17 protein-coding genes are annotated in these 20392 nt (G+C 73.9%); 7 read left to right on the top strand and 10 right to left on the bottom strand.

The annotated features are described in order from the left end of the window. Positions 1-41 precede the first annotated feature (41 nt). The 4 genes from IFT45_RS05850 to aroA form a co-directional block, all read right to left on the bottom strand. Positions 42-194: a hypothetical protein gene (locus IFT45_RS05850; RefSeq protein WP_192127163.1), complete on the bottom strand. Its 153-nt coding sequence runs from the start codon at positions 192-194 to the stop codon at positions 42-44. Between the two features lie 318 nt (positions 195-512). Then, complete coding sequence (locus IFT45_RS05855) at positions 513-1337, bottom strand: inositol monophosphatase family protein (RefSeq protein ID WP_056055795.1); 825 nt, start codon at positions 1335-1337, stop codon at positions 513-515. A 245-nt stretch (positions 1338-1582) separates the two neighbouring features. Next, entirely contained in the window at positions 1583-2710 is a 1128-nt protein-coding gene (gene rsgA, locus IFT45_RS05860; RefSeq protein WP_192127165.1) for a ribosome small subunit-dependent GTPase A, read from the bottom strand. A 7-nt stretch (positions 2711-2717) separates the two neighbouring features. Continuing rightward, complete coding sequence (aroA, locus tag IFT45_RS05865; protein WP_192127167.1) at positions 2718-4133, bottom strand: 3-phosphoshikimate 1-carboxyvinyltransferase; 1416 nt, start codon at positions 4131-4133, stop codon at positions 2718-2720. Between the two features lie 108 nt (positions 4134-4241). Between aroA and IFT45_RS05870 the strand changes: the two genes are divergently transcribed. From IFT45_RS05870 to IFT45_RS05880, 3 genes are all read left to right on the top strand, one after another. After that, the gene (locus tag IFT45_RS05870) at positions 4242-5000 is read left to right on the top strand and encodes a sigma-70 family RNA polymerase sigma factor (RefSeq protein WP_244637701.1); all 759 of its coding nucleotides are present in this window, start codon (positions 4242-4244) and stop codon (positions 4998-5000) included. Beyond that, the gene (locus IFT45_RS05875; RefSeq protein WP_056053738.1) at positions 4997-5239 is read left to right on the top strand and encodes a zf-HC2 domain-containing protein; all 243 of its coding nucleotides are present in this window, start codon (positions 4997-4999) and stop codon (positions 5237-5239) included. Before IFT45_RS05870 ends, IFT45_RS05875 begins: the two co-directional genes overlap by 4 nt. 94 nt (positions 5240-5333) lie before the next feature. Beyond that, positions 5334-5774 (top strand): GNAT family N-acetyltransferase, encoded by a 441-nt coding sequence (locus tag IFT45_RS05880; protein WP_192127170.1) that lies wholly within the window; start codon positions 5334-5336, stop codon positions 5772-5774. An 86-nt stretch (positions 5775-5860) separates the two neighbouring features. On the opposite strand, the gene IFT45_RS17770 is transcribed toward IFT45_RS05880, so the two are convergent. The 4 genes from IFT45_RS17770 to IFT45_RS05900 form a co-directional block, all read right to left on the bottom strand. Then, complete coding sequence (locus IFT45_RS17770) at positions 5861-7249, bottom strand: LamG-like jellyroll fold domain-containing protein (RefSeq protein ID WP_192127172.1); 1389 nt, start codon at positions 7247-7249, stop codon at positions 5861-5863. Between the two features lie 117 nt (positions 7250-7366). Next, a complete protein-coding gene (locus IFT45_RS05890; RefSeq protein WP_185232137.1) occupies positions 7367-7945 on the bottom strand; it encodes a hypothetical protein in 579 nt (192 codons plus the stop codon). Between the two features lie 97 nt (positions 7946-8042). Further along, positions 8043-9113, bottom strand: coding sequence for an acyltransferase (locus tag IFT45_RS05895; protein WP_192127174.1), 1071 nt, complete (start codon positions 9111-9113; stop codon positions 8043-8045). Between the two features lie 125 nt (positions 9114-9238). Beyond that, positions 9239-13072 carry a multifunctional oxoglutarate decarboxylase/oxoglutarate dehydrogenase thiamine pyrophosphate-binding subunit/dihydrolipoyllysine-residue succinyltransferase subunit gene (locus tag IFT45_RS05900; protein ID WP_192127176.1) on the bottom strand — a complete coding sequence of 1278 codons (3834 nt, stop codon included), beginning with the start codon at positions 13070-13072 and terminating at the stop codon, positions 9239-9241. 174 nt (positions 13073-13246) lie between these two features. Between IFT45_RS05900 and IFT45_RS05905 the strand changes: the two genes are divergently transcribed. The 3 genes from IFT45_RS05905 (at position 13247) to IFT45_RS05915 (ending at position 17380) form a co-directional block, all read left to right on the top strand. Next, a complete protein-coding gene (locus tag IFT45_RS05905; protein WP_192127178.1) occupies positions 13247-14686 on the top strand; it encodes a GuaB1 family IMP dehydrogenase-related protein in 1440 nt (479 codons plus the stop codon). 139 nt (positions 14687-14825) lie between these two features. Beyond that, the gene (locus IFT45_RS05910) at positions 14826-16346 is read left to right on the top strand and encodes a hemolysin family protein (protein ID WP_082514308.1); all 1521 of its coding nucleotides are present in this window, start codon (positions 14826-14828) and stop codon (positions 16344-16346) included. Continuing rightward, on the top strand, positions 16343-17380 hold the full coding sequence (locus IFT45_RS05915) for a hemolysin family protein (RefSeq protein WP_185232147.1): 1038 nt from the start codon (positions 16343-16345) through the stop codon (positions 17378-17380). Before IFT45_RS05910 ends, IFT45_RS05915 begins: the two co-directional genes overlap by 4 nt. A 120-nt stretch (positions 17381-17500) precedes the next feature. Here IFT45_RS05915 and IFT45_RS05920 read toward each other — a convergent pair whose 3' ends face one another. Further along, positions 17501-18574 (bottom strand): NADH:flavin oxidoreductase/NADH oxidase, encoded by a 1074-nt coding sequence (locus IFT45_RS05920; RefSeq protein WP_192127406.1) that lies wholly within the window; start codon positions 18572-18574, stop codon positions 17501-17503. 201 nt (positions 18575-18775) lie between these two features. On the opposite strand from IFT45_RS05920, the gene IFT45_RS05925 reads away from it, so the two are divergent. Then, positions 18776-19618, top strand: a complete 843-nt coding sequence (locus IFT45_RS05925; protein ID WP_192127180.1) for an NAD(P)H-hydrate dehydratase — start codon at positions 18776-18778, stop codon at positions 19616-19618. A gap of 30 nt (positions 19619-19648) precedes the next feature. On the opposite strand, the gene IFT45_RS05930 is transcribed toward IFT45_RS05925, so the two are convergent. Beyond that, complete coding sequence (locus tag IFT45_RS05930; protein ID WP_192127182.1) at positions 19649-20341, bottom strand: YceI family protein; 693 nt, start codon at positions 20339-20341, stop codon at positions 19649-19651. Between the last annotated feature and the right edge of the window lie 51 nt (positions 20342-20392).

The raw sequence follows: 20392 nt of genomic DNA on the forward strand, positions 1-20392 counted from the left end.
TCCCCGGCGACGTGCGTCGCGGGGCCCTGCCGGTCGGCGAGTCAGGCGGTCGCGGGCGAGGACGCCAGCGCTGCCACGAGCCACGCCGTGATGTCGACGTCGAGCGTCGCGGGGAGGTCGACGGCGGCCGGGTCGACGGCGCTGACGGTGCTGCTCGAGGGGGAGGCGACGGAGGCGGCGGTGACGACGGGCATGAGGGGCTCCTTCACGAGGCGGTGACGTCGCCGCGGGCGGCGCCCCCGGCGTTGACGGAGCCCCCGCGGCCCGCCCTCAGGGCAGGCGAGCCGCGGGGCCCCTGGTGCGCCGGCCCGTCCGTGGACAGGACCCCTCCGGGGTGCGGCGTCGACCTGCGGCCAGTCAAGCGGTCGCCGCGACGTACGGCATCACCCCGGGGGATGGGACTGCCGGGGCCGGAGCTAGTCCGGAGGGATGAGGCCGGTCGCCGGGCGGCGCCCTGCGGCCCGCGCCTCCAGGTGACGACTGCTCGGCTCGGACGGGCTCCTGGGTGCTGCTCAGCCCGCGACGACCCCGAGCACCCCGTCGTGCAGCAGCCCGTTCGTCGCGAGGGCGCTGCCGTGCCACGGGCCCGGCTTGCCGTCGGCGCTCGAGAACCGGCCCCCCGCCTCCTCGACGATCGGGATGACCGCCGCCATGTCGTACGGCTCGAGCCCGAACTCGCCCGCCACGTCGACGCTGCCCTCGGCGACGAGCATGTACGACCAGAACTCGCCGTAGGCCCGCGTGCGCCAGACACGACCGGTGAGGTCGAGCAGCTGGTCGAGCCGACCGGCGTCGCGCCAGTACTCGAGGCCGTTGTAGCTCAGCGACGCGTCGGCGAGGTCGCTCACCCCCGACACGCGCAGCGGAGCGGTGCCGTGCTCGGACGAGAACGCCCCGCCGCCCCGCGTCGCCCACCACCGCCGCCCGAGGATCGGCGCGCTCACGACCCCGAGCACCGGCACCCCGTCGACGACGAGCGAGATCAGCGTGGCCCACACCGGCACCCCGCGCAGGAAGTTCGCCGTGCCGTCGATCGGGTCGACGATCCACTGGCGGTGCGAGGCGCCGTCGTCGCCGTACTCCTCGCCGAAGAAGGTGTCGCCGGGGCGCTCGGCCTCGATGCCCGCCCGGATCGCCCGCTCGACGGCCTGGTCGGCGTCGGTCACGGGCGTGCGGTCGGGCTTCAGCGACACGTGCAGGTCAGCCGAGCGATAGCGCTCGGTGCTGATCGCGTCGGCCGCGTCGGCCAGCTGCAGCGCCAGCCGCAGGTCGTCGGCCCACTCGGCCGAGCCTCTCGGGTCGGCAGCGGACGAGGAGTCGCGGGTCGGGTCGGTCACCTCGCCAGCGTACCGAGCGCGGCCGGCCGGCACCGCGCCTCCGACTGGCCCGTCCTGCCCGACCCGCACCGCGCCTCCTCAGGCCACCTTCTTGCGGCAAATGCCGACTGAACGAGACCGGTGAGCCGCAGAACAAGTGCTTTTCCGGGTCTCAGATCATTCCCGGTCGGCATTTGCAGCCAGCAGCCCCCGGACGGGCCGGTGCGCACGCACCCGGCGGACCGCCACCCCGAGACGCGTCGCGGCTACGGCTGCTCGTCGCCGCGGGCGTCGTCGTCGCGCGCGGCCTGGTCGCGGCCGCTGACCCCGCCCTTCGAGGCGAGCAGCGTCTGCAGCGACCGGAGCCGCTCGCGCCCGGTCTCGCCGAGCTCGCCGGCCTCGACGCGGTCGACGATCTCCCAGTCGTGGGCCTCGGCGAGGGAGATCCCGTCGGGCGCAGGCCCGTCGGCGGGCAGCGCGTGCGCCGCGAAGGCCTTGAGGATGTTCTCGGGGTCGACGTGGCCGAGGCCGAACGACCGCACGCCGGGGGTGTCGACGATCCAGCCGCCGCTCGGCACCTTGAACGACACCGTCGACGACGACGTGTGCCGCCCGCGCCCGGTCACGGCGTTCACCACGCCGACCTCGCGCTGCGAGCCGGTCAACGCGTTCACGAGCGTCGACTTGCCGACGCCCGAGTGCCCCACCGTGACCGTCACGTGGCCGTCGAGCAGCTCGCGCAGCTCGTCGAGCACGGGCGACGGCGAGCCGTCGGGCAGCGGGTCGAACGACGTGGAGGTGGTCGTCACGATCCGCAGGTCGAGGCACGCGAAGTGCGCGGCGAACGGCGCCGGGTCGGCGAGGTCGGTCTTCGTGATGCAGAGGATCGGCTCGACGCCCGCGTCGAACGCGGCCACCATGTAGCGGTCGACGAGGCGGGGGCGCGGCTCAGGGTCGGCCGCGGCCACGACGATCAGCATCTGGTCGGCGTTCGCCACGATCACGCGCTCGACGGCGTCGCTGTCGTCGGCGCTGCGCCGCAGCAGCGTCGTGCGCTCCTGCACCTTCACGATGCGGGCCAGCGAGCCCTCGGCACCGCTCGTGTCGCCGACGACGCCGACGCGGTCGCCCGTCACGACGCTCTTCTTGCCCAGCTCGCGGGCCCGGGCGGTCGTGATCTCGCGCTCGTCGGGGGTGCCGGCGTCCATCAGCACGCCGTAGCGGCCGCGGTCGACCGTCCAGACGACGCCCTCCTCGGCCTGGTCGTACGCCGGCCGCTGCTTCGTGCGCGGCCGGTTGGCCTTCGGGTTCGGGCGCACGCGCACCGAGCTCTCGTCGTACTCGCCGTACGCCTCGTCGTCGGCGTCGCCCTCGACCTCGCTCCACCAGCTCATGCCGGGCCTACAGGAAGCCGAGCAGGTCGATGTCGGCGGGTCGCTCGCTGACACGGCGACCGAGCAGCTCGCTCCACAGCTCGGTGAACTGCGGCAGCGTCTTCGCCGTCACGCGCACGTCGTCGACCTCGACGCCGTCGACCGCGAGGCCGATGATCGCCGCGGCCGTCGCCATGCGGTGGTCCTCGAACGAGCGCCACTGGCCGGCGTGCAGGGGGGAGGGCTCGAGGTGCAGCCCGTCGTCGAGCTCGGTCACCCGGCCGCCGAGGGCGTTGATCTCGCTCGCGAGGGCCGCGAGGCGGTCGGTCTCGTGGCCGCGGAGGTGGCCGATGCCCGTGATCGTGCTCGGCCCGGAGGCCAGGGCCGCGAGGGCGACCAGCGCCGGGGCGAGCTCGCCGCCGCGCGAGAGGTCGACGTCGACGCCGGGCAGCGAGCCGCCGCCGATCAGGCCGTCGCCGCCGTCGACCGTGAGCACGTCGCCCTCGAGCGTGACGGTCGCGCCCCAGAGGGGCAGCAGCTCGATCAGGTCGGCGCCGACCTGCGTCGTCTCGGCGGGCCAGTGGGCGATCGAGACCGTGCCGCCCGCGACGAGCGCGGCGACCAGGAAGGGCGCCGCGTTCGACAGGTCGGGCTCGATGACGAGGTCGCGGCCCGCGATCGGGCCCGCGGGCACCTCCCAGACGCCGGCCGACGGCGAGGTCACCTCGACGCCGCGCTGCGCGAGCGCGTCGACCGTCATCTCGATGTGGGGCATGCTCGGCAGGCTCTCGCCGGTGTGGGTCAGGGTCAGGCCCCGCGAGAAGCGCGGGGCCGAGAGCAGCAGCCCCGACACGAACTGGCTGGAGGCGGACGCGTCGATCTGAACCGCGCCTCCCTCGACCTCGCCGGTGCCGTAGACGCTGAAGGGCAGCGAGCCGCGGCCGTCGTCGGCCACCTCGACGCCCAGCGCCCGCAGCGACGCGACCGTGGTCGCCATCGGGCGGCGGCGGGCCGACTCGTCGCCGTCGAACGTGACGGGGCCGAGGGCCAGCGCGGCGACCGGGGGCAGGAACCGCATGACGGTGCCGGCCAGGCCGCAGTCGACGGTGACCCCGCCCTGCAGCTCGCCGGGCGTGATCTCGAGGTCGGGGCCGAACGGCTCGCCCGACTCGACCTCGTCGATCGTGGTGCCGAGCGACCGCAGGGCCTGGATCATCAGCGCGGTGTCGCGCGAGTGCAGCGGCGCCCGCAGGCGGGACGGGCCGGAGGCGAGGGCCGACAGCACGAGCTCGCGGTTCGTCAGCGACTTCGACCCGGGCAGCGAGAGGGAGGCGCGGAGCGGTCCGGCCGCACGCGGCGCGACCCAGCGCCCCGGGTCCGCCTCGGGCACGCGGCCGTCGTCGTAGGGGGAGAACTCGGGCGCGGAATACCTGTACACCTGCATCGGTTCACCAGGGTAATGCAGCGACGACCTGGAGGACGTGTGCCCACAGCACTTGCACCGATGACGCTTCCGGGGCGCATCACCGTGGCCGAACTAGAATCGGCCCTGATGATCACCCCCGAGGGCGACGAGCCCACCCCCGCGACCAGCGCGACCGCCGCTGCGCCCGTTCCCGAGCGCACCGTCGTCGCCCCCGCGACCGACGGGGCCGCGGGCGAGGCCGGCGCCGACGAGGCCGGCCCCGCAGAGGCCGAGGCGACGCCTCCGGGCGAGGCCGAGCTCCGCTCCCTCTTCGAGGAGCAGGCGCTGCCGTTCATGGACCAGCTCTACGCCGCCGCGATGCGCATGACGCGCAACCCCGCCGACGCCTCCGACCTCGTGCAGGAGACGTTCGTCAAGGCGTTCGCCGCCTTCCGGCAGTTCCAGCAGGGCACCAACCTGAAGGCCTGGCTGTACCGCATCCAGACCAACACGTTCATCAACACGTACCGCAAGAAGCAGCGCGACCCCTACCAGGGCACCATCGACGAGCTCGAGGACTGGCAGATGGGCGGCGCCGAGTCGGCGACGCGCACCTCCGGCTCCACGCGCTCGGCCGAGGCCGAGGCGATCGACCACCTCCCCGACAGCGCCGTGAAGGACGCCCTGCAGAAGGTCCCGGAGGACTTCCGGATGGCCGTCTACTTCGCCGACGTCGAGGGCTTCTCCTACCAGGAGATCGCCGACATCATGAAGACCCCCGTGGGCACGGTCATGAGCCGCCTCCACCGCGGTCGCCGCCTCCTCCGAGGCCTCCTCGCCGACTACGCACGCGACCGCGGCATCGCGGTGCCGGCCGGCACGACGACGAAGGGCAGCAAGCGATGACCGACTGCGGGTGCGACAAGACCAAGGCCGAGCTCGAGGAGTACCTCCACGGCGAGCTGTGCCGCGAGGACGCGGCCGACATCCGTGAGCACATCGCGAACTGCGCCGACTGCGCGGGCGAGCGCAAGGTGGGCGAGGTGCTCACCGAGGCCGTGCAGCGCGCGTGCCGCGAGACGGCCCCGGAAGACCTCCGCTCGACGGTGCTCGCGCGGCTGCGGGCCCTGCAGGCCCAGCACTGACCGACCCCGGGGAGTCGCGGGTCGGCTCCCCGGCACCGCAGGCCCCCGGCGCACCGTGCGTCACGCACCGCGGCACTGCGCTAGCGTCGGCGTCATGACCGCCACGGTGGAGGTGCTCGGCACCCCGACGCCCGACGACCTCGACGACCTCGTCTCGCTGATCAGCTCGCTGGGCTACGCCCTCGACGCCGACGTGCTGTCGGCCCGCCTGGCCCGCCTCACGGCGGAGGCCGGCCACGAGACCTGGGTCGTGCGCGACGCGACGGGCCGGGTCTCGGCGGTCGCGGGCGCGCACGTCACGTGGGCCTACAACGCCGACGCCCCGACCGCGCAGCTGCTGCTGCTCGTCGTCGCTGACGCCGCCCGCGGCGACGGCCTCGGCTCGTACCTCCTCGGCCACTTCGAGGGGTGGGCGCGCGGGCACGGCGCCCGCACGCTCGACGCCGTCTCGGCCGCGGCGACGGACTCGGCGCACCGGTTCTACCGCAAGCGCGGGTACCACGAGGCGGGCGTGCGGTACTCGAAGCTCGTCTGAGGGCCCTGTCGCAGGGTCTTGGTCGAGGTGACGTCGCCCCGGCCTCGTGGCCCGGAGACGCCCGTCAGCTCCCGGGCGCCCCGGGCTCAGCGCCCCGCGGCGTGGTGCGCCGCCACCGCGGCCGCGTCGAGCGCGGTGTCGTACACCCGCACCGTGTCGACGTCGCCCCGGAGGGTGTAATCGGTCGGCTCACCGGCCCACGACGCGAGTGACTCGCGGCCGACCCGCCACGAGCCGTTGTACGCCTTGAGGGCGCGGGCGTCCGTCCGGCGGCCCTGCAGCTCGCCGTCGAGCCAGAGCTCCGTGCTGCCGGGCCGGAACGTGCCGACGGCGTGGTGCCATTCGCCGTCGGTCACCACGCTCCGCCCGCCGAGCGCGAAGCGGAAGTCGTTCGACCCCTGCACGCCGAAGTGCAGGGTGCCGTCGGCCCCGACGTAGAGGTGGCGGTCCTTGTAGGGCGACGCGGCGGAGGTGCTCGAGCTGTAGCCGACGATCCTCCCGCCGGCGCTCTCGGTGCGGAACCACGCCTCGACCGAGAACGTCGAGGGCGCGGGGCCGACCACGGTGCTCTGCACGCGGGCGTCCGGGGCGTCGAGGCTCATCGACGGGTCGCCGTCGCAGGGAGCGTCGTTCCGCACGGGGCCGGAGGCCGACCGGCCGAGGTGCCCGTGGCCGCTCTCGTCGCGGACGTCGCCGCCCCGTGGCTCCGAGAAGCCCCAGGCCAGCACCGGGTCGTCGAGCAGCGGGCCGCCGAAGCACGGGAAGGTGTCGGTCGAGGCGGTGGCCGCCGACCCGGTGGTCGCCGAGAAGGCGGCGTCGCTGGTCGCGCCGACGGCGGCGACCGTCGCGACGACCAGCGCGCCCGCAGCGAAGCGCACCGTGCCGGAGGCGCGGGTCGGCATCCCGACGGAGGGCGCGTCGGTCTCCCACCGGGGAGCACCGCAGCGGCGGCAGGGCAGCCCCTGCCGGACGTCGCGGTCGGCGCGGGCGAGCACCGAGATCACCGACGCCGCCGCGACGAGCAGCAGGATCGGCGCGACGGCGCCCTGTCGCAGCCACACGCCGGGCAGGCCCACGGCCGGCACGCGCAGCACGCCCGCGCCGTGGACGGCGGCCGGGGAGACCGGGCTGCTGTCGTCGGCGGCGTTGGCGTCGCCCCGGAGGCGCAGCCCCTCGTCGCCGGTGCGGACGAGCCGGTGCAGTCGCAGGCGGTCGGCGTGGTCGGGGTCGTCGACGAGGAGCACCTGGCCCGGCACCGCGTCGGCGCCGTCGATCGGCACGGCCGCGACGACGTCGCCGGTGCGGAGGCGCGGTGCCATCGAGTCGCTCGCGACCGTCGTCACCGCCCACCCGGCGGCGGCCGGGAGCACGCACCAGAGGGCGAGCAGGGCGACCGTCCAGAGCGCGGTGCGCGCCGCCGTGGCGACGGCGACCACGGGCAGGTCGCCCGGGCAGGAGCGGACGGGGTGCGGCACGGGGATCCCTCGGGTGTCGGGCGGGCGCGGATCGGGCGGGCGCGGGTCGGGAGGACGGCGGTCGGGGCGGCGACGGGCGCGTGCCGGCGGGCAGCGGGGCCGCCGGCACGCCGTCGGTCAGTCGTTCTGCGCCTCCCAGACGAACGTCGTCGCCGCCTCCGCCTCCTGCAGGGCGTTCGTCGCGTCGTCGGCGAGGTGGTACGTGACGCGCCAGAGGGAGTCGGTCGTGCCGGCGGGCACGCTCCAGTCGCCCACGCCGTCGGCGAACGAGGTCGAGGTCGCCAGTTCGGCGAGGGTGCCGGCGAAGAGGATGTCGCCACCGGGGACGAACCGCTCGCAGGTCGCCTCGGGGTCCCCCCGCTCGACGACGACGGCGAGGGACGACCCGAGGGCGTCGAGATCGACCGTGTCGCTCGCGTAGAGCCGGACGGTGCTGGCGGCGCTCGTGTCGGCCGTGACCGTGAGGCAGTTCGAGCCGGTGTCGCCCGGCAGCAGGCCGGCGACCTCGAAGAGCGCCTGGCCCTCGTCGTCGTCGCTGATCGCGACCTTGCCGGTGGCCCAGCTGTTGCCGGCGTTCTCGGTGGTGTCGGAGAAGGCGGCGTACGAGCTCGTGCCGACGACGACGCCGCTGATGACGACGGCGAGGGGGAGGGCGGCGAACGCCGCGAGGCGGGTGGAGCGGGCGGAGAGGTGCATGGGAGTCCTTCGTCAGCGGCGGGGGCCGGTCGTGGTGAGGGGATGTCGCATCTGAGATGTTACGTGACATTCCACATCCTGACAACCGCTCAGCGCATCACCGCCCGGGAGCCGTCCGGCGTGGCCACCGGAAGAGCACGTCCGCCCGCGGCCAGCGCGTGACCACGAGGTGGAGGCCGGCGCCGATCGAGAGGGCGCCGATCAGGCAGAGGGCGACCTCCACGAGCGGAGGCGCTCCGAGCGCCACGCTGAGGTCGTGCCCCGCCTTGACCCCGATGGTGTGCGGCAGGTACCAGGTGATGCTCCGTCCGCCCACCAGTGCGGGGAAGCGGCCGACCCGTCGACGACCGAGCCAGGTCGCACCCGCGACGAGCGCGACGAACGACCCGGCGACCGGCAGCGCTGCCCACGGCTGGAAGGCGGGGGAGTCGCCCCCCAGCGCGACCGCCACGGCCGCCGTCGCGGCGACCACGACCGCGCTCACCAGCACGGCGCCCCGTGATCCGCAGGCCCGACGGAGGGCCTCGGGTCGACGGCCCGACCAGACGCCCAGGAAGAAGAAGACGGCCATGGCCCAGAACCGACCCGGCAGGTCGCCGGGGAGCTCGGGCACGGTCAGCGACGCGAGCGCCGCGCCCGCGGCCAGGAGACCGGGGTGGAGTCGTCGGGCCAGGAGGGCCACCACCCCGAAGATGAGCAGGTAGGCCAGGAACCAGGTGCCCCACGGCAGGTGCGACGTGGTGTCCGCGACGGCCTCGTCGAGCCGGCCCAGGGCGATGCCCCGGGCGACGTCGACGGCGACGATGACCGCGCCCCACACGACGAGGGGCCACAGGACGCTCCGGGCGCGCGCGAGCAGGAACGACCGGGCCCCACGACCGACGGTCGCGGGCACCAGGGCCCCCGAGAGGAACATCAGGAGCGGCATCCGGAACGGTGCCAGGGCGATCGTCACGTCGCGCAGCCACTCCGGCACGTCGGCCGGGTAGAGGATCGCGTGGTGCAGCGCGACGAGCAGCACGCAGAGGCCCCGGGCGACGTCCACGCCGACCTGCCGGGGCGGCCGGCTGGCTCCGGAGCGCGGCACCGAGGGTCGGGGAGCGGCAGGAGGTGCGTCGTCGAGCGGGGCGAGGCGGGTGGGGGAGGCGGGGTCTCCGGGAGCGGGCATGCGCACCAGGGTCGCCCCGCGCCTCCTCGGCTCCGGGAGCCCGGCACGACGGAGGGCGACATCGGCTCGGCCGACGTCACCCTCCGTCTCGTCCGCCGCGGTCGGCGGGCTTCACCCCGACAGCGCTACAGCGTGAGCGCCGCCGCGATCAGCTCGGCCTGCTGCGCCGCGCTGGCCTTCGTCGAGCCGGCCGCCGGCGACGCCGAGGCGGGGCGCGACGCGACCCGGATCGGGCGGTCGAGGTGCTTCTGCAGCTCGAGCACGACGAACGGCCAGGCACCCTGGTTCTCGGGCTCCTCCTGGGCCCAGACCAGCTCGGCCTGCGGGTAGCGCGACAGCACCTCGCGGATCCGCTCCAGCGGCAGCGGGTAGAGCTGCTCGAGGCGCACGAGGGCGACGTCGTCGCCGACGCCGCGCTTGTCGAGCTCAGCCGTCAGGTCGTAGTGGATCTTGCCCGAGTGCAGCACGATGCGCTTCGTCGCCGACGGGTCGGAGACCCGGGTGCAGTCGAGCACCGGCTCGAAACGGCCCGAGGTGAACGCGTCGACGCCGCTCGTCGCGCCGCGCAGCCGCAGCATGGCCTTCGGGGTGAAGACGACGAGCGGGCGCCGCGGCCGGGCGTAGGCCTGGCGACGCAGCAGGTGGAAGTAGGAGGCGGGGGTCGAGGGGCGCGCGACGGTCATGTTGTCCTCCGCGCAGAGCTGCAGGAAGCGCTCCATGCGCGCCGACGAGTGGTCGGGGCCCTGGCCCTCGTAGCCGTGCGGCAGCAGCAGCACGACGCTGGAGCGCTGGCCCCACTTCTGCTCGGCGCTCGAGATGAACTCGTCGATGACGGTCTGCGCGCCGTTGCTGAAGTCGCCGAACTGCGCCTCCCACATCACCAGCGCGTCGGCCCGCTCGACCGAGTAGCCGTACTCGAAGGCCATCGCCGCGTACTCGCTGAGCAGCGAGTCGTAGATCCAGAGGTTCGCCTGGTCGTCGGTGATGTTCTGCAGCGGCAGCCACTCCTGGCCGTTCTCGCGGTCGTGCAGCACGGAGTGGCGCTGCACGAAGGTGCCGCGACGGCTGTCCTGGCCGGCGAGCCGGACGGGCGTGCCCTCGGTGAGCACCGAGCCCATCGCGAGCAGCTCGGCGAAGGCCCAGTCGATGCCGCCGGCGCGGCTCATGTCGACGCGCTTGCGCAGCAGCTGCGACAGCTTCGGGTGCACCGAGAAGCCCTCGGGCGGGTTGTCGTGCGCGTCGCCGATCGCGTGGATCAGGTCGAGCGACACCCCGGTCGTCTCGGGCTCGCCGGTGCGGTCGTCGCGCTGCGACACCGGTCGCTCGAGGTCGTCGACGTCGCCCGCGTCGTCGGTGACCACCGGCATCGACCCGGTCTGGGCCGCGTGCGTCTCGGCGAAGGCCCGCTCGAGGCGGTCCTGGAAGTCGCGGTGGGCGCCGTCGTACTCCTCTTGTGTGATGTCGCCGCGGCCGACGAGCGCCTCGGTGTACAGGGTGCGGACGCTGCGCTTGGCCTCGATGAGGTTGTACATCAGCGGCTGCGTCATCGACGGGTCGTCGCCCTCGTTGTGGCCGCGGCGGCGGTAGCAGACCAGGTCGACGACGACGTCGCGCTTGAACTGCTGGCGGTACGAGAACGCGAGCTCGGCGACGCGCGCGACGGCCTCGGGGTCGTCGCCGTTGACGTGGAAGACCGGCGCCTGGATCGTCTTCGCGACGTCGGTCGAGTAGACCGAGGTGCGCGACTCCGACGGCGGGGTGGTGAAGCCGACCTGGTTGTTGATCACGACGTGGATGGTGCCGCCCACGCGGTAGCCGCGCAGCTGCGACATCTGCAGCGTCTCGACGACGACGCCCTGGCCGGCCATGGCCGCGTCGCCGTGCACCAGCACGGGCAGCGTGGCGAAGACGCCCTTCGGGCCCCTGTCCTGCTTCGCGCGGACGATGCCCTCGAGCACGCCGTCGCCGGCCTCGAGGTGCGAGGGGTTCGCCGCGAGGTAGACGGGGATGGTCTCGCCGGTCGCGCTCGTGAACTCGCCCTCGGTGCCGAGGTGGTACTTGACGTCGCCGGAGCCCTGCACCGTCTTCGGGTCCTGCGTGCCCTCGAACTCACGGAAGATCTGGCCGTACGTCTTGCCGGCGATGTTCGTCAGCACGTTGAGGCGGCCACGGTGGGCCATGCCGATCGCGACCTTCTCCAGGCCCTCCCGGGCGGCCTGCTGGATCACGGTGTCGAGCAGCGCGATCGCCGACTCGCCGCCCTCGAGGCTGAAGCGCTTCTGGCCGACGTACTTCGTCTGCAGGAAGGTCTCGAACGCCTCCGCCTCGTTGAGCTTCGCGAGGATCCGCATCTGCTCGTCGTGCGACGGCTTCACGTAGGGCACCTCGACGTGCTGCTGCACCCAGGCCCGCTGCGCAGGGTCCTGGATGTGCATGTACTCGACGCCGATCGTGCGGCAGTAGGAGTCGCGGAGGATGCCGAGGATGTCGCGCAGCAGGGCGGAGGTGCGGCCCCCGAGGCCCCCCGTGACGAACTCGCGGTCGAGGTCCCAGAAGGTCAGCCCGTGGCTCTCGATGGCGAGGTCGGGGTGGGTGCGCTGGCGGTACTCCAGCGGGTCGATGTCGGCCATCAGGTGGCCGCGCACGCGGTAGCTGTTGATGAGCTCCTGCACGCGCGCCGTCTTGCCCACGCGCTCGGCGAGGTTGACGTTGATGTCGGCGTTCCAGTGGATGGGCTCGTAGGGGATGCGGAGGGCCGCGAAGATCTCCTCGTAGAAGCCGCGCTGCCCGATGAGCAGCTCGTTGACCTTCTTGAGGAACTCGCCGGAGCCCGCGCCCTGGATGACGCGGTGGTCGTAGGTGCTCGTCAGCGTCACGGTCTTGCCGATGCCGAGCTCGACGAGGGTCTTGGACGACGTGCCCTGGAACTCCGCCGGGTAGTCGAGAGCGCCGGCGCCGATGATCGAGCCGGCCCCCTTCATGAGGCGCGGGACGCTGTGGACGGTGCCGATGCCTCCCGGGTTGGTCAGCGAGATCGTGTTGCCCTGGAAGTCCGCCGCCGTGAGCTTGTTGTCACGGGCCCGGCGGACGACGTCTTCATAGGCCGACAGGAAGTCGGCGAAGGTCATCTCGTCGGCCTTCTTGATGCCGGGCACCAGGAGGGCACGGGTGCCGTCCGGCTTCGGGATGTCGATCGCGAGGCCGAGGTTGATGTGCGGGGGAGTGACGACCGAGGGCTTGCCGTCGACCTCGTCGTAGAAGACGTTCTGGCTCGGGAACTCCTTGAGCGCCTGCACCAGGGCCCAGCCGATGAGGTGCGTGAACGACACCTTGCCGCCGCGGGCGCGCTTCAGGTGGTTGTTGATGACGATGCGGTTGTCGATCATCAGCTTGGCCGCGACGGTGCGGACGCTGGTCGCGGTGGGCACCGTGAGGCTGGCGTCCATGTTGGTCGCGAGCGACTTCGCCATGCCGCGGAGCGGCGTGACCACGGCCTCGGGCTCCGGCATGGGCTCGGCGGCCGGGCGCTTCGGCTCCGGCGCCTTCGCGGGCGAGTCGGCGGGGATGGGCTTCGCGGAGGGCTCCACCGACGTGGTCTTCGCCGCCTTCTTGCCGGCGGGGGCTGCCGGGGCGGGGGCCGGGGCGGCGGGCTCGTCCTGGCCGGGGGCGCCGGCGACCTCGTCGGGGACCTGGGCCTGGCCGCCCTCGGTCGAGGCGGGCTCCGGGGCGGCGGGCGTGCTGGTCGCCGCGCCGGCGGACTGCGGGGCGGAGGCGGCGTCGGCGGCGCCTCCGGCCGGGGACCCTCCGCCGTCGGCGGGGGTGTACGCCTCGAGGACGGGCCACCACGACTCGTCGACCGCGTTCTTGTCGACCAGCCACTGCTCGTAGAGCTCGTCGACCAACCACTCGTTGGCGCCGAAGGCACCCTCGTCGGTCGTTCCCGTCACGTGGCTCGTCACAGCCGATCGCCCACTCTCCGTTGATTGTTGATCAGTGCGTGGGCAGCGCCGCCCACGGTGCCCCAGCTTAAGCGCATCCGACCGAGCGCGGGCAGGGCGACCCGCAGGAGGCGCCCCACCGGCGGGCTCGTATCCCACGGAGTCAGCGCGGTCGAGGAGAGCTACCGTGGAGCCATGAGGTTCTACGAGACGACGCCGACCCACGACCTGACGTACTCCGACGTGTTCCTCGTGCCCAGCAGGTCGTCGGTCACGAGCCGCCTCGACGTGAGCCTCGCCCCGGGCGACGGCACCGGCGCCACCCTGCCGATCGTCTCGGCGAACATGAACTCGGTGACCGGGCCCCGACTCGCGGCGACCCTCGCCCGGCGCGGCGGCCTCGGCGTCCTGCCGCAGGACATGCCGCTGCAGCAGCTCGACGCGGCCATCCGGTGGGTGAAGGCCCAGCCGGTCGACTACGACACCCCCTACTCGCTCGACGCGGGCGAGACCGTCGAGACGGCCCTCCGCACCGTCCCCGCCGTCGAGGGCCACGGCATCGTGCTGCACGACGGCACCGGCGCGTACCTCGGCTGCATCGCCGCCTCCCGCCTCGGCACCGCGCCCCGCGACGCCGTGCTCGGCGACCTGCTGCACGGCGCCCTCACCTCCCTCGACGCCGACGACGTCGACGGCCCGCGCGCCGCCTTCGACCGCATGGTCGCGGCCGAGATCGACTTCGCGCCGGTGCTCCGCCACGGCCGTGTCATCGGCACGGTCAGCCGCAAGAGCGCGCTCCGCAGCACGCTGTTCCGGCCGGCCCTCGACGCCGGGGGGCGCCTCCGCGTGGCCGCCGCCGTCGGCATCACCGGCGACGTCGCCGAGAAGGCGCGGGCGCTCGCCGCCGCCGGCGTCGACGTGCTCGTGATCGACACCGCGCACGGCGACCAGGACGGCATGGTCCGGGCCATCAAGGCGGTCGCGGGCCTCGGGCTCGGCCTGCCGATCGCCGCCGGCAACGTCGTCACCGAGGAGGCGGTGCGCCACCTCGTCGCCGCCGGGGCCTCCATCGTGAAGGTCGGCGTCGGCCCGGGCGCGATGTGCACCACCCGCATGATGACCGCGGTCGGCCGCCCCCAGTTCTCGGCCGTGCTCGAGACGGCCGCGGCGGCCCGCGCGCTGGGCGCCCACGTCTGGGCCGACGGCGGGGTGCGGTACCCCCGCGACGTTGCCCTCGCGCTCGCCGCGGGCGCCGCCTCCGTCATGATCGGCTCGTGGTTCGCGGGCACGATCGAGGCCCCCGGCGAGCTGGCGGCCGACGAGGAGGGCCGGCTCTACAAGGAGAGCTGGGGCATGGCCTCGACGAAGGCCGTGCAGGGCCGCTTCGAGCGGCTCGACCCCTACGAGCTCGCCCGCAAGACGCTCTTCGCCGAGGGCATCTCGTCGTCGCGCATCTACCTCGACCCGCTCCGCCCCAGCGTCGAGGACCTGCTCGACATGATCACCTCCGGCGTCCGCAGCTCGTTCACCTACGCCGGCGCGACGACCCTGCCCGAGTTCGCCGAGCGGGCCCTCGTCGGCGTCCAGTCTGCGGCGGGGTACGAGGAGGGCAAGGCGCTGCCGGTCAGCTGGTAGCGGACGCGGCCCGTGTCCGCTCGACAGGTGGGGGCGCGAGCGCCCGCGCGCGGTAGGATCGCACGCCTATGGATGACCCTCCGTCCCAGACGACCGCACCCTCCCACCATCTCCCCGCCGAGCGGGGTGACCGCTCCTCGTGAACGAGTGGATCCTCCTCGGCATCGGCCTGCTGCTCACCGTCGGCACCGGCCTGTTCGTGGCCAGCGAGTTCAGCCTCGTCAACCTCGACCGGTCCGACCTCGAGGCCCGTGAGCAGAAGGGCGAGAAGGGCCTGGGCCCGACCATCGGCGCCCTCCGCATCACCTCGACCCACCTCTCCAGCGCCCAGCTCGGCATCACGCTGACGACGCTGCTGACCGGCTACACGATGGAGCCCGCGATCTCGCGGCTGCTCGAGCCGCCGCTCACCGCGGTGGGCGTGCCCGAGCCGGTCGTCGACGTCGGCGCGCCGATCGTCTCGATCGTCGTCGCGACCCTCCTGTCGATGATCATCGGCGAGCTCGTGCCCAAGAACTTCGCCCTCGCCCTGCCGCTGCGCACGGCGAAGCTGGTCATCCCCTTCCAGGTCGGCTTCACCACGGTGTTCAAGCCCGCGGTGCGGCTGCTCAACGAGACGGCCAACGCCATCCTCCGGTCGATCGGCATCGAGCCGAAGGAGGAGCTCTCGGGCGCCCGCACCGCCGAGGAGCTCTCGTCGCTCGTCCGCCGCTCGGCGTTCGAGGGCAGCCTCGACACCGACACCGCGACCCTGCTGGCGCGCACCCTGGCCTTCAGCGACCACACCGCCTCCGACGTGATGACGCCCCGCCCCCGCCTGTCGACGGTGACGCGGACGGACTCCGCCGAGACGGTGCTCGAGCTCGCGCGCCGCACGGGCCTGTCGCGCTTCCCGGTCACCGACGACGGCATCGACGACGTGGTCGGCCTCGTGCACGTCAAGCAGGCCGTCTCCGTGCCGCGCGAGAAGCGGGCCGACGTGCCCGTGTCGGCGCTGCAGACCGACGCCGTCCGCGTGCCGGAGACGATGACCCTCGACAACCTCCTCGCCGAGGTGCGCGGCCGCGGCTACCAGATGGCCGTCGTCGTCGACGAGTACGGCGGCACCGCCGGGGTCGTCACCCTCGAGGACCTCATCGAGGAGCTCGTCGGCGAGGTCTCCGACGAGCACGACCGCAGCCGCGTCGACGTGGTGCGCTCGCGCAACTGGCTGACCTTCCCGGGCCTGCTCCGCCCCGACGAGCTGCTCGAGCGGGCGTCGGTCAAGGTGCCGGAGGAGGGCCCCTACGAGACCGTCGGCGGCTGGCTGATGAGCGAGCTGGGCCGCCTGCCCGTCGTCGGCGACGTCGTGGAGAGCGACTCGGGCACGTTCCGGGTCGAGCGCCTCGACGGTCGCCGGATCGACCGCATCCGCTTCACCCCCACCCCGGACGACGAGGCGAGCGAGGCCGGTGACGCTGACCGCGCCTCCGGCACCGGGGCCGGCTCGTCGCAGATCGCCGACGCGCGTCAGGGTGCGCACGACGACGCCCGCGGGCCGGGCGGGCCCGCCACCCGCACCGACCGGGCGACCAGGGCCGCCACGGCGGCGGCCGCCGCCCGGGCCGCGGGGCGCGGCGCCGGCACGACCACGACGACGACGAAGGAGGACGCGCGATGAGCGACTGGCTCGGCATCGTCTGGCTCGTGCTGCTGCTGATGGGCAACGCCTTCTTCGTGGCGGCGGAGTTCGCCGTCATCAGCGCCCGTCGCTCCCAGATCGAGCCGAAGGCGGAGGCGGGCAGCCGCGCCGCCAAGACGACGCTCTGGGCGATGGAGCACGCGACGATGATGCTCGCGACGACGCAGCTCGGCATCACGATCTGCTCGCTGCTCATCCTCAACGTGTCGGAGCCCTCGATCCACCACCTGCTCGAGGGCCCGCTCGGCCTCACCGGCCTCAGCGAGGAGCTCGTGAGCGTGGTCGGCTTCGTCATCACGCTGGTGCTCGTGTCGTTCCTGCACGTGGTGCTCGGCGAGATGGTGCCGAAGAACATCTCGTTCTCGCTGCCCGACCGGGCCGCGCTGCTGCTGGCCCCGCCGCTCGTCGCGATCGCCCGTGTCTTCCACGTCGTGGTCGTCGCCCTCAACTGGTCGGCGAACGCCGTGCTGCGGGCCTTCCGGGTCGAGCCGAAGGACGAGGCGGCCAGCGCGTTCACGGTCGACGAGGTCGCGACGATCGTCGCGCAGTCGCAGCGCGAGGGCACGCTCACCGACGCGAGCGGCACCGTGCAGGCCGCGTTCGAGTTCACCGAGAAGACCGTCGACGACGTCGCGGTGCGGATGTCGGGCCTCGTCACGCTGCCGGAGGACGCGACGCCGTCCGACGTCGAGCGCGCCGTCGCCCAGAACGGCTTCTCGCGCTACGTGCTCGTCGACGACGGCGGCGACCCGACGGGCTACCTGCACCTCAAGGACGTCATCGACCTCGACGTCGACGAGTTCCACGACCCGGTGCCGCCGAAGCGGATCCGCCAGCTGATCTCGATCTACCGCGGCACCGAGCTGGAGGACGCCCTCGCGACAATGCGCCGCAGCGGCGTGCACGTCGCCCGCTCGTTCGACGAGCACGGGGCGACGCAGGGCGTGCTGTTCCTCGAGGACATCCTCGAGGAGCTCATCGGCGAGGTCCAGGACGCGACCCGGCGCTCGTAGCGGGCGCTCCGGCGGTCGTGCTCGCCGCCTCCCGCACGGTGCACGACGACGGCCGCCCCGATCGCGAGATCGAGGCGGCCGTCGTCGTCCGGTGCCGGAGGCGCGGAGCGGCTGCCGGGGTCAGCTCACCCGGAACGGCGCGCGCTGGTACTGCGCCGGCACGTAGTCGAGCTCGACGCCCAGCTCGGCGGCGGCCCGGAGGGGGAAGTGCGGGTCGCGGAGGAACTCGCGGGCCATCAGCACGACGTCGGCCTGGCCCGAGGAGATGACCTCGTCGGCCTGGCGGGCGGAGACGATGAGGCCCACCGCGCCGGTCTCGACGTCGGCCTGCCGACGGACGTGCTCGGCGAACCGCACCTGGTAGCCGAGGCCCACGGGGATGCTCACGCCGGCGACGAGGCCGCCGGTCGAGATGTCGAAGAAGTCGGCGCCGGCCTCGCGCGACCACGCGGCGACGGTCGCGGTGTCGTCCTCGTCCCAGCCGCCCTCGGCCCAGTCGGTGGCGCTGAAGCGCACGAGCAGCGGGTAGCCGTCGCCGACCTCGGCCCGCACGGCGCGGACCACGTCGAGCAGGAGGCGCGCGCGGTTCTCGAGCGAGCCGCCGAACTCGTCGGTGCGCTGGTTGCTCAGCGGCGAGAGGAACTGGTGCAGCAGGTAGCCGTGCGCCGCGTGCAGCTCGATCAGCTCGAAGCCGGCCTCGACCGAGCGGCGGGCGGCGGTGCGGAACGCCTCGACGAGGCCGACGACCTCGTCGTGCGTCAGCTCGCGCGGCTCGTCGTAGCCCTCGAAGGCGACGGCCGAGGGCGCGACCGTCGGCCAGCCGCCCTCGCTCGCGGGCACGGTGCCCTGCACGTCGCTCCAGGGGCGGAAGGTCGACGCCTTGCGGCCCGCGTGCGCGAGCTGGACGCCGGGCACCGAGCCCTGGCCCTTGACGAACGCCGTCACGGGCTTCCAGGCCTCGACCTGCTCGTCGTTCCAGAGGCCGGTGTCCTGGGGCGAGATGCGGCCCTCGGGCACGACCGCGGTGGCCTCGCTGATGACGGCACCCGCGCCTCCCCGGGCGAGCGCGCCGAGGTGCACGAGGTGCCAGTCGGTGGGCACGCCGTCCTCACGGTCGACGCTGTACTGGCACATCGGCGCCACCCAGAGCCGGTTGCGGAAGGTCGTGCCGCGCAGGGTGATGGGGTCGAACAGGCCGGGGGCGCCGTCGGCCGGGGCCGTGCGGGGGGAGTCGGTGGTCACGCTGGTGTCGGACGTCACGGGGATGTCATCGCCTTTCAGGTCGGAGGGGGACGACCTCGATCGTCCCGCGGTCGCCAACGCGGCGCCCGCCCGCCGTGTTCCCCGGGCCGCCCGCCCGGGCGTGGCGGGGGAGACCCGGTCTAGCGTCGAGGGGTGACCGACTCCACCGACTCCACCGACTTCACCGACTGGACCCCCTCCGACGCCGCGGGCGAGATCGCGGTGCCCCGCCCCGGCGACGACAAGTACAGCCGCGGCGTGCTCGGCGTCGTGACCGGGTCGTCGTCGTACCCGGGGGCCGCCGTGCTCGGCGTCGAGGCCGCCCTGCACACCGGGGTGGGGATGCTCCGCTACGTCGGGCCCCGCCGCGCCGCCGACTTCGTGCTGCACCGGCGGCCCGAGGCCGTGACGGGCATCGGCCGCGTGCAGGCGTGGCTGCTCGGGTCGGGGGTGGACGGCGACCACCTCGACGACGAGACGGAGGAGGGCTTCCGCACTGCCGCCTCCTCGGGGCTGCCGCTCGTGCTCGACGCGGGCGCGCTGTCGCTGCGGGAGCGGGCCACGGGGCCCGTCGTCCTCACCCCGCACTTCCGCGAGCTGGCGACGGCGTCGGGGCAGGAGGTCGACGAGGTCGCGGCCGACCCCGCCGGAGCCGCCGCGCGGGCGGCGGAGACCTGGGGCTGCACGGTGCTCGTCAAGGGGCACCGCACCTACGTCGCCTCGCCCGGCGGCACGCGCCTGGTCGCCGCCAGTGCTCCGTCGTGGCTCGCGACGGCGGGGGCCGGTGACGCGCTCGGCGGCGTGCTGGGGGCCCTCGTCGCCACCCACGCCGACGAGGTCGCCGACGACGCGGAGGCGCTGGCCCGGCTGGCGGCGACGGCGGCGGTCGTGCACGGCCTCGCGGCGTCGCGGGCGAGCGCGGGCGGGCCGCTCACCGTGCTGGGGCTGGTGCACGCCTTGCCGGCGACCATCGCCGAGCTGGTCGCGGGGCGCTAGCTGGCGGCCGCGCCCGCGTCGGCGGGGGCGCTAGCCGGCGGGGGTGGCCGCGACCAGGAACTCCACCGAGCCGGCGTCCTCCACCTGGACGAAGCCGAAGTTCGGGGCGTCGACGCCGTAGTCGGAGAAGGTCACCGGGATCGACCCGCTCACCTGGACCCCGTCGCCCGAGAGGGCCGCCTGGAGGTCGACGGTGACGCTCTGCGTCACGCCGTGCATGGTGAGGTCGCCGGTGGCCTCGACGCTGGCGACCTCGCCGTCGGCGGGCACGGCGGCGTCGATCGGCTGCGTGAGGGTGAAGGTGGCCGTCGGGTAGGTGCCGGCCTCCATCGCGTCGTCGCGGAAGTACCCGTCGCGGTTAGCGCTGTCGGTGGCGATGCTCGCGACGTCGACCGTGACGGTCGCCGCCGTGATCGTCGTGCCGTCGACCGTCACGGTGCCCGTGACCTCGTCGGTCGAGCCGACCACGGTGACGTCGGTGCCGTTCAGCACCTCGTCGACGCGGTAGCCCGCGCTGCTGCCGTCGCCGATCGACCAGTCGCCGGAGGCCTGGCTCACGTCGACGGTCGTGGCGCCGGGGGTCACGCTGACGGTGGGCGCGGCGTCCGGCTCGCCGACGATCACGTCGCGGTAGAACGCGGGGCCGGCCACGGCCGCGGTGACGCCGAGGCCCACCACGACGACGGCGGTGACGGCGAGGGCGGTCTTCGTGGACTTCTTCATGGTGTTTCCTGGGGTCGGCTCGGCACGGGTCGGCTCACGGGGGCTCCGACG

This window comes from Frigoribacterium sp. CFBP 13707, assembly GCF_014842245.1.
In the GTDB taxonomy this organism is placed as follows: domain Bacteria; phylum Actinomycetota; class Actinomycetes; order Actinomycetales; family Microbacteriaceae; genus Frigoribacterium; species Frigoribacterium endophyticum.

Excerpts from the sequence above, each read along its gene's own strand:
- IFT45_RS05850 (WP_192127163.1), bottom strand. The coding sequence starts at position 194 with ATGCCCGTCGTCACCGCCGCCTCCGTCGCCTCCCCCTCGAGCAGCACC.
- rsgA (WP_192127165.1), bottom strand. The coding sequence starts at position 2,710 with ATGAGCTGGTGGAGCGAGGTCGAGGGCGACGCCGACGACGAGGCGTAC.
- aroA (WP_192127167.1), bottom strand. The coding sequence starts at position 4,133 with ATGCAGGTGTACAGGTATTCCGCGCCCGAGTTCTCCCCCTACGACGAC.
- IFT45_RS05870 (WP_244637701.1), top strand. The coding sequence starts at position 4,242 with ATGATCACCCCCGAGGGCGACGAGCCCACCCCCGCGACCAGCGCGACC.
- IFT45_RS05875 (WP_056053738.1), top strand. The coding sequence starts at position 4,997 with ATGACCGACTGCGGGTGCGACAAGACCAAGGCCGAGCTCGAGGAGTAC.
- IFT45_RS05880 (WP_192127170.1), top strand. The coding sequence starts at position 5,334 with ATGACCGCCACGGTGGAGGTGCTCGGCACCCCGACGCCCGACGACCTC.
- IFT45_RS05890 (WP_185232137.1), bottom strand. The coding sequence starts at position 7,945 with ATGCACCTCTCCGCCCGCTCCACCCGCCTCGCGGCGTTCGCCGCCCTC.
- IFT45_RS05895 (WP_192127174.1), bottom strand. The coding sequence starts at position 9,113 with ATGCCCGCTCCCGGAGACCCCGCCTCCCCCACCCGCCTCGCCCCGCTC.
- IFT45_RS05905 (WP_192127178.1), top strand. The coding sequence starts at position 13,247 with ATGAGGTTCTACGAGACGACGCCGACCCACGACCTGACGTACTCCGAC.
- IFT45_RS05915 (WP_185232147.1), top strand. The coding sequence starts at position 16,343 with ATGAGCGACTGGCTCGGCATCGTCTGGCTCGTGCTGCTGCTGATGGGC.
- IFT45_RS05930 (WP_192127182.1), bottom strand. The coding sequence starts at position 20,341 with ATGAAGAAGTCCACGAAGACCGCCCTCGCCGTCACCGCCGTCGTCGTG.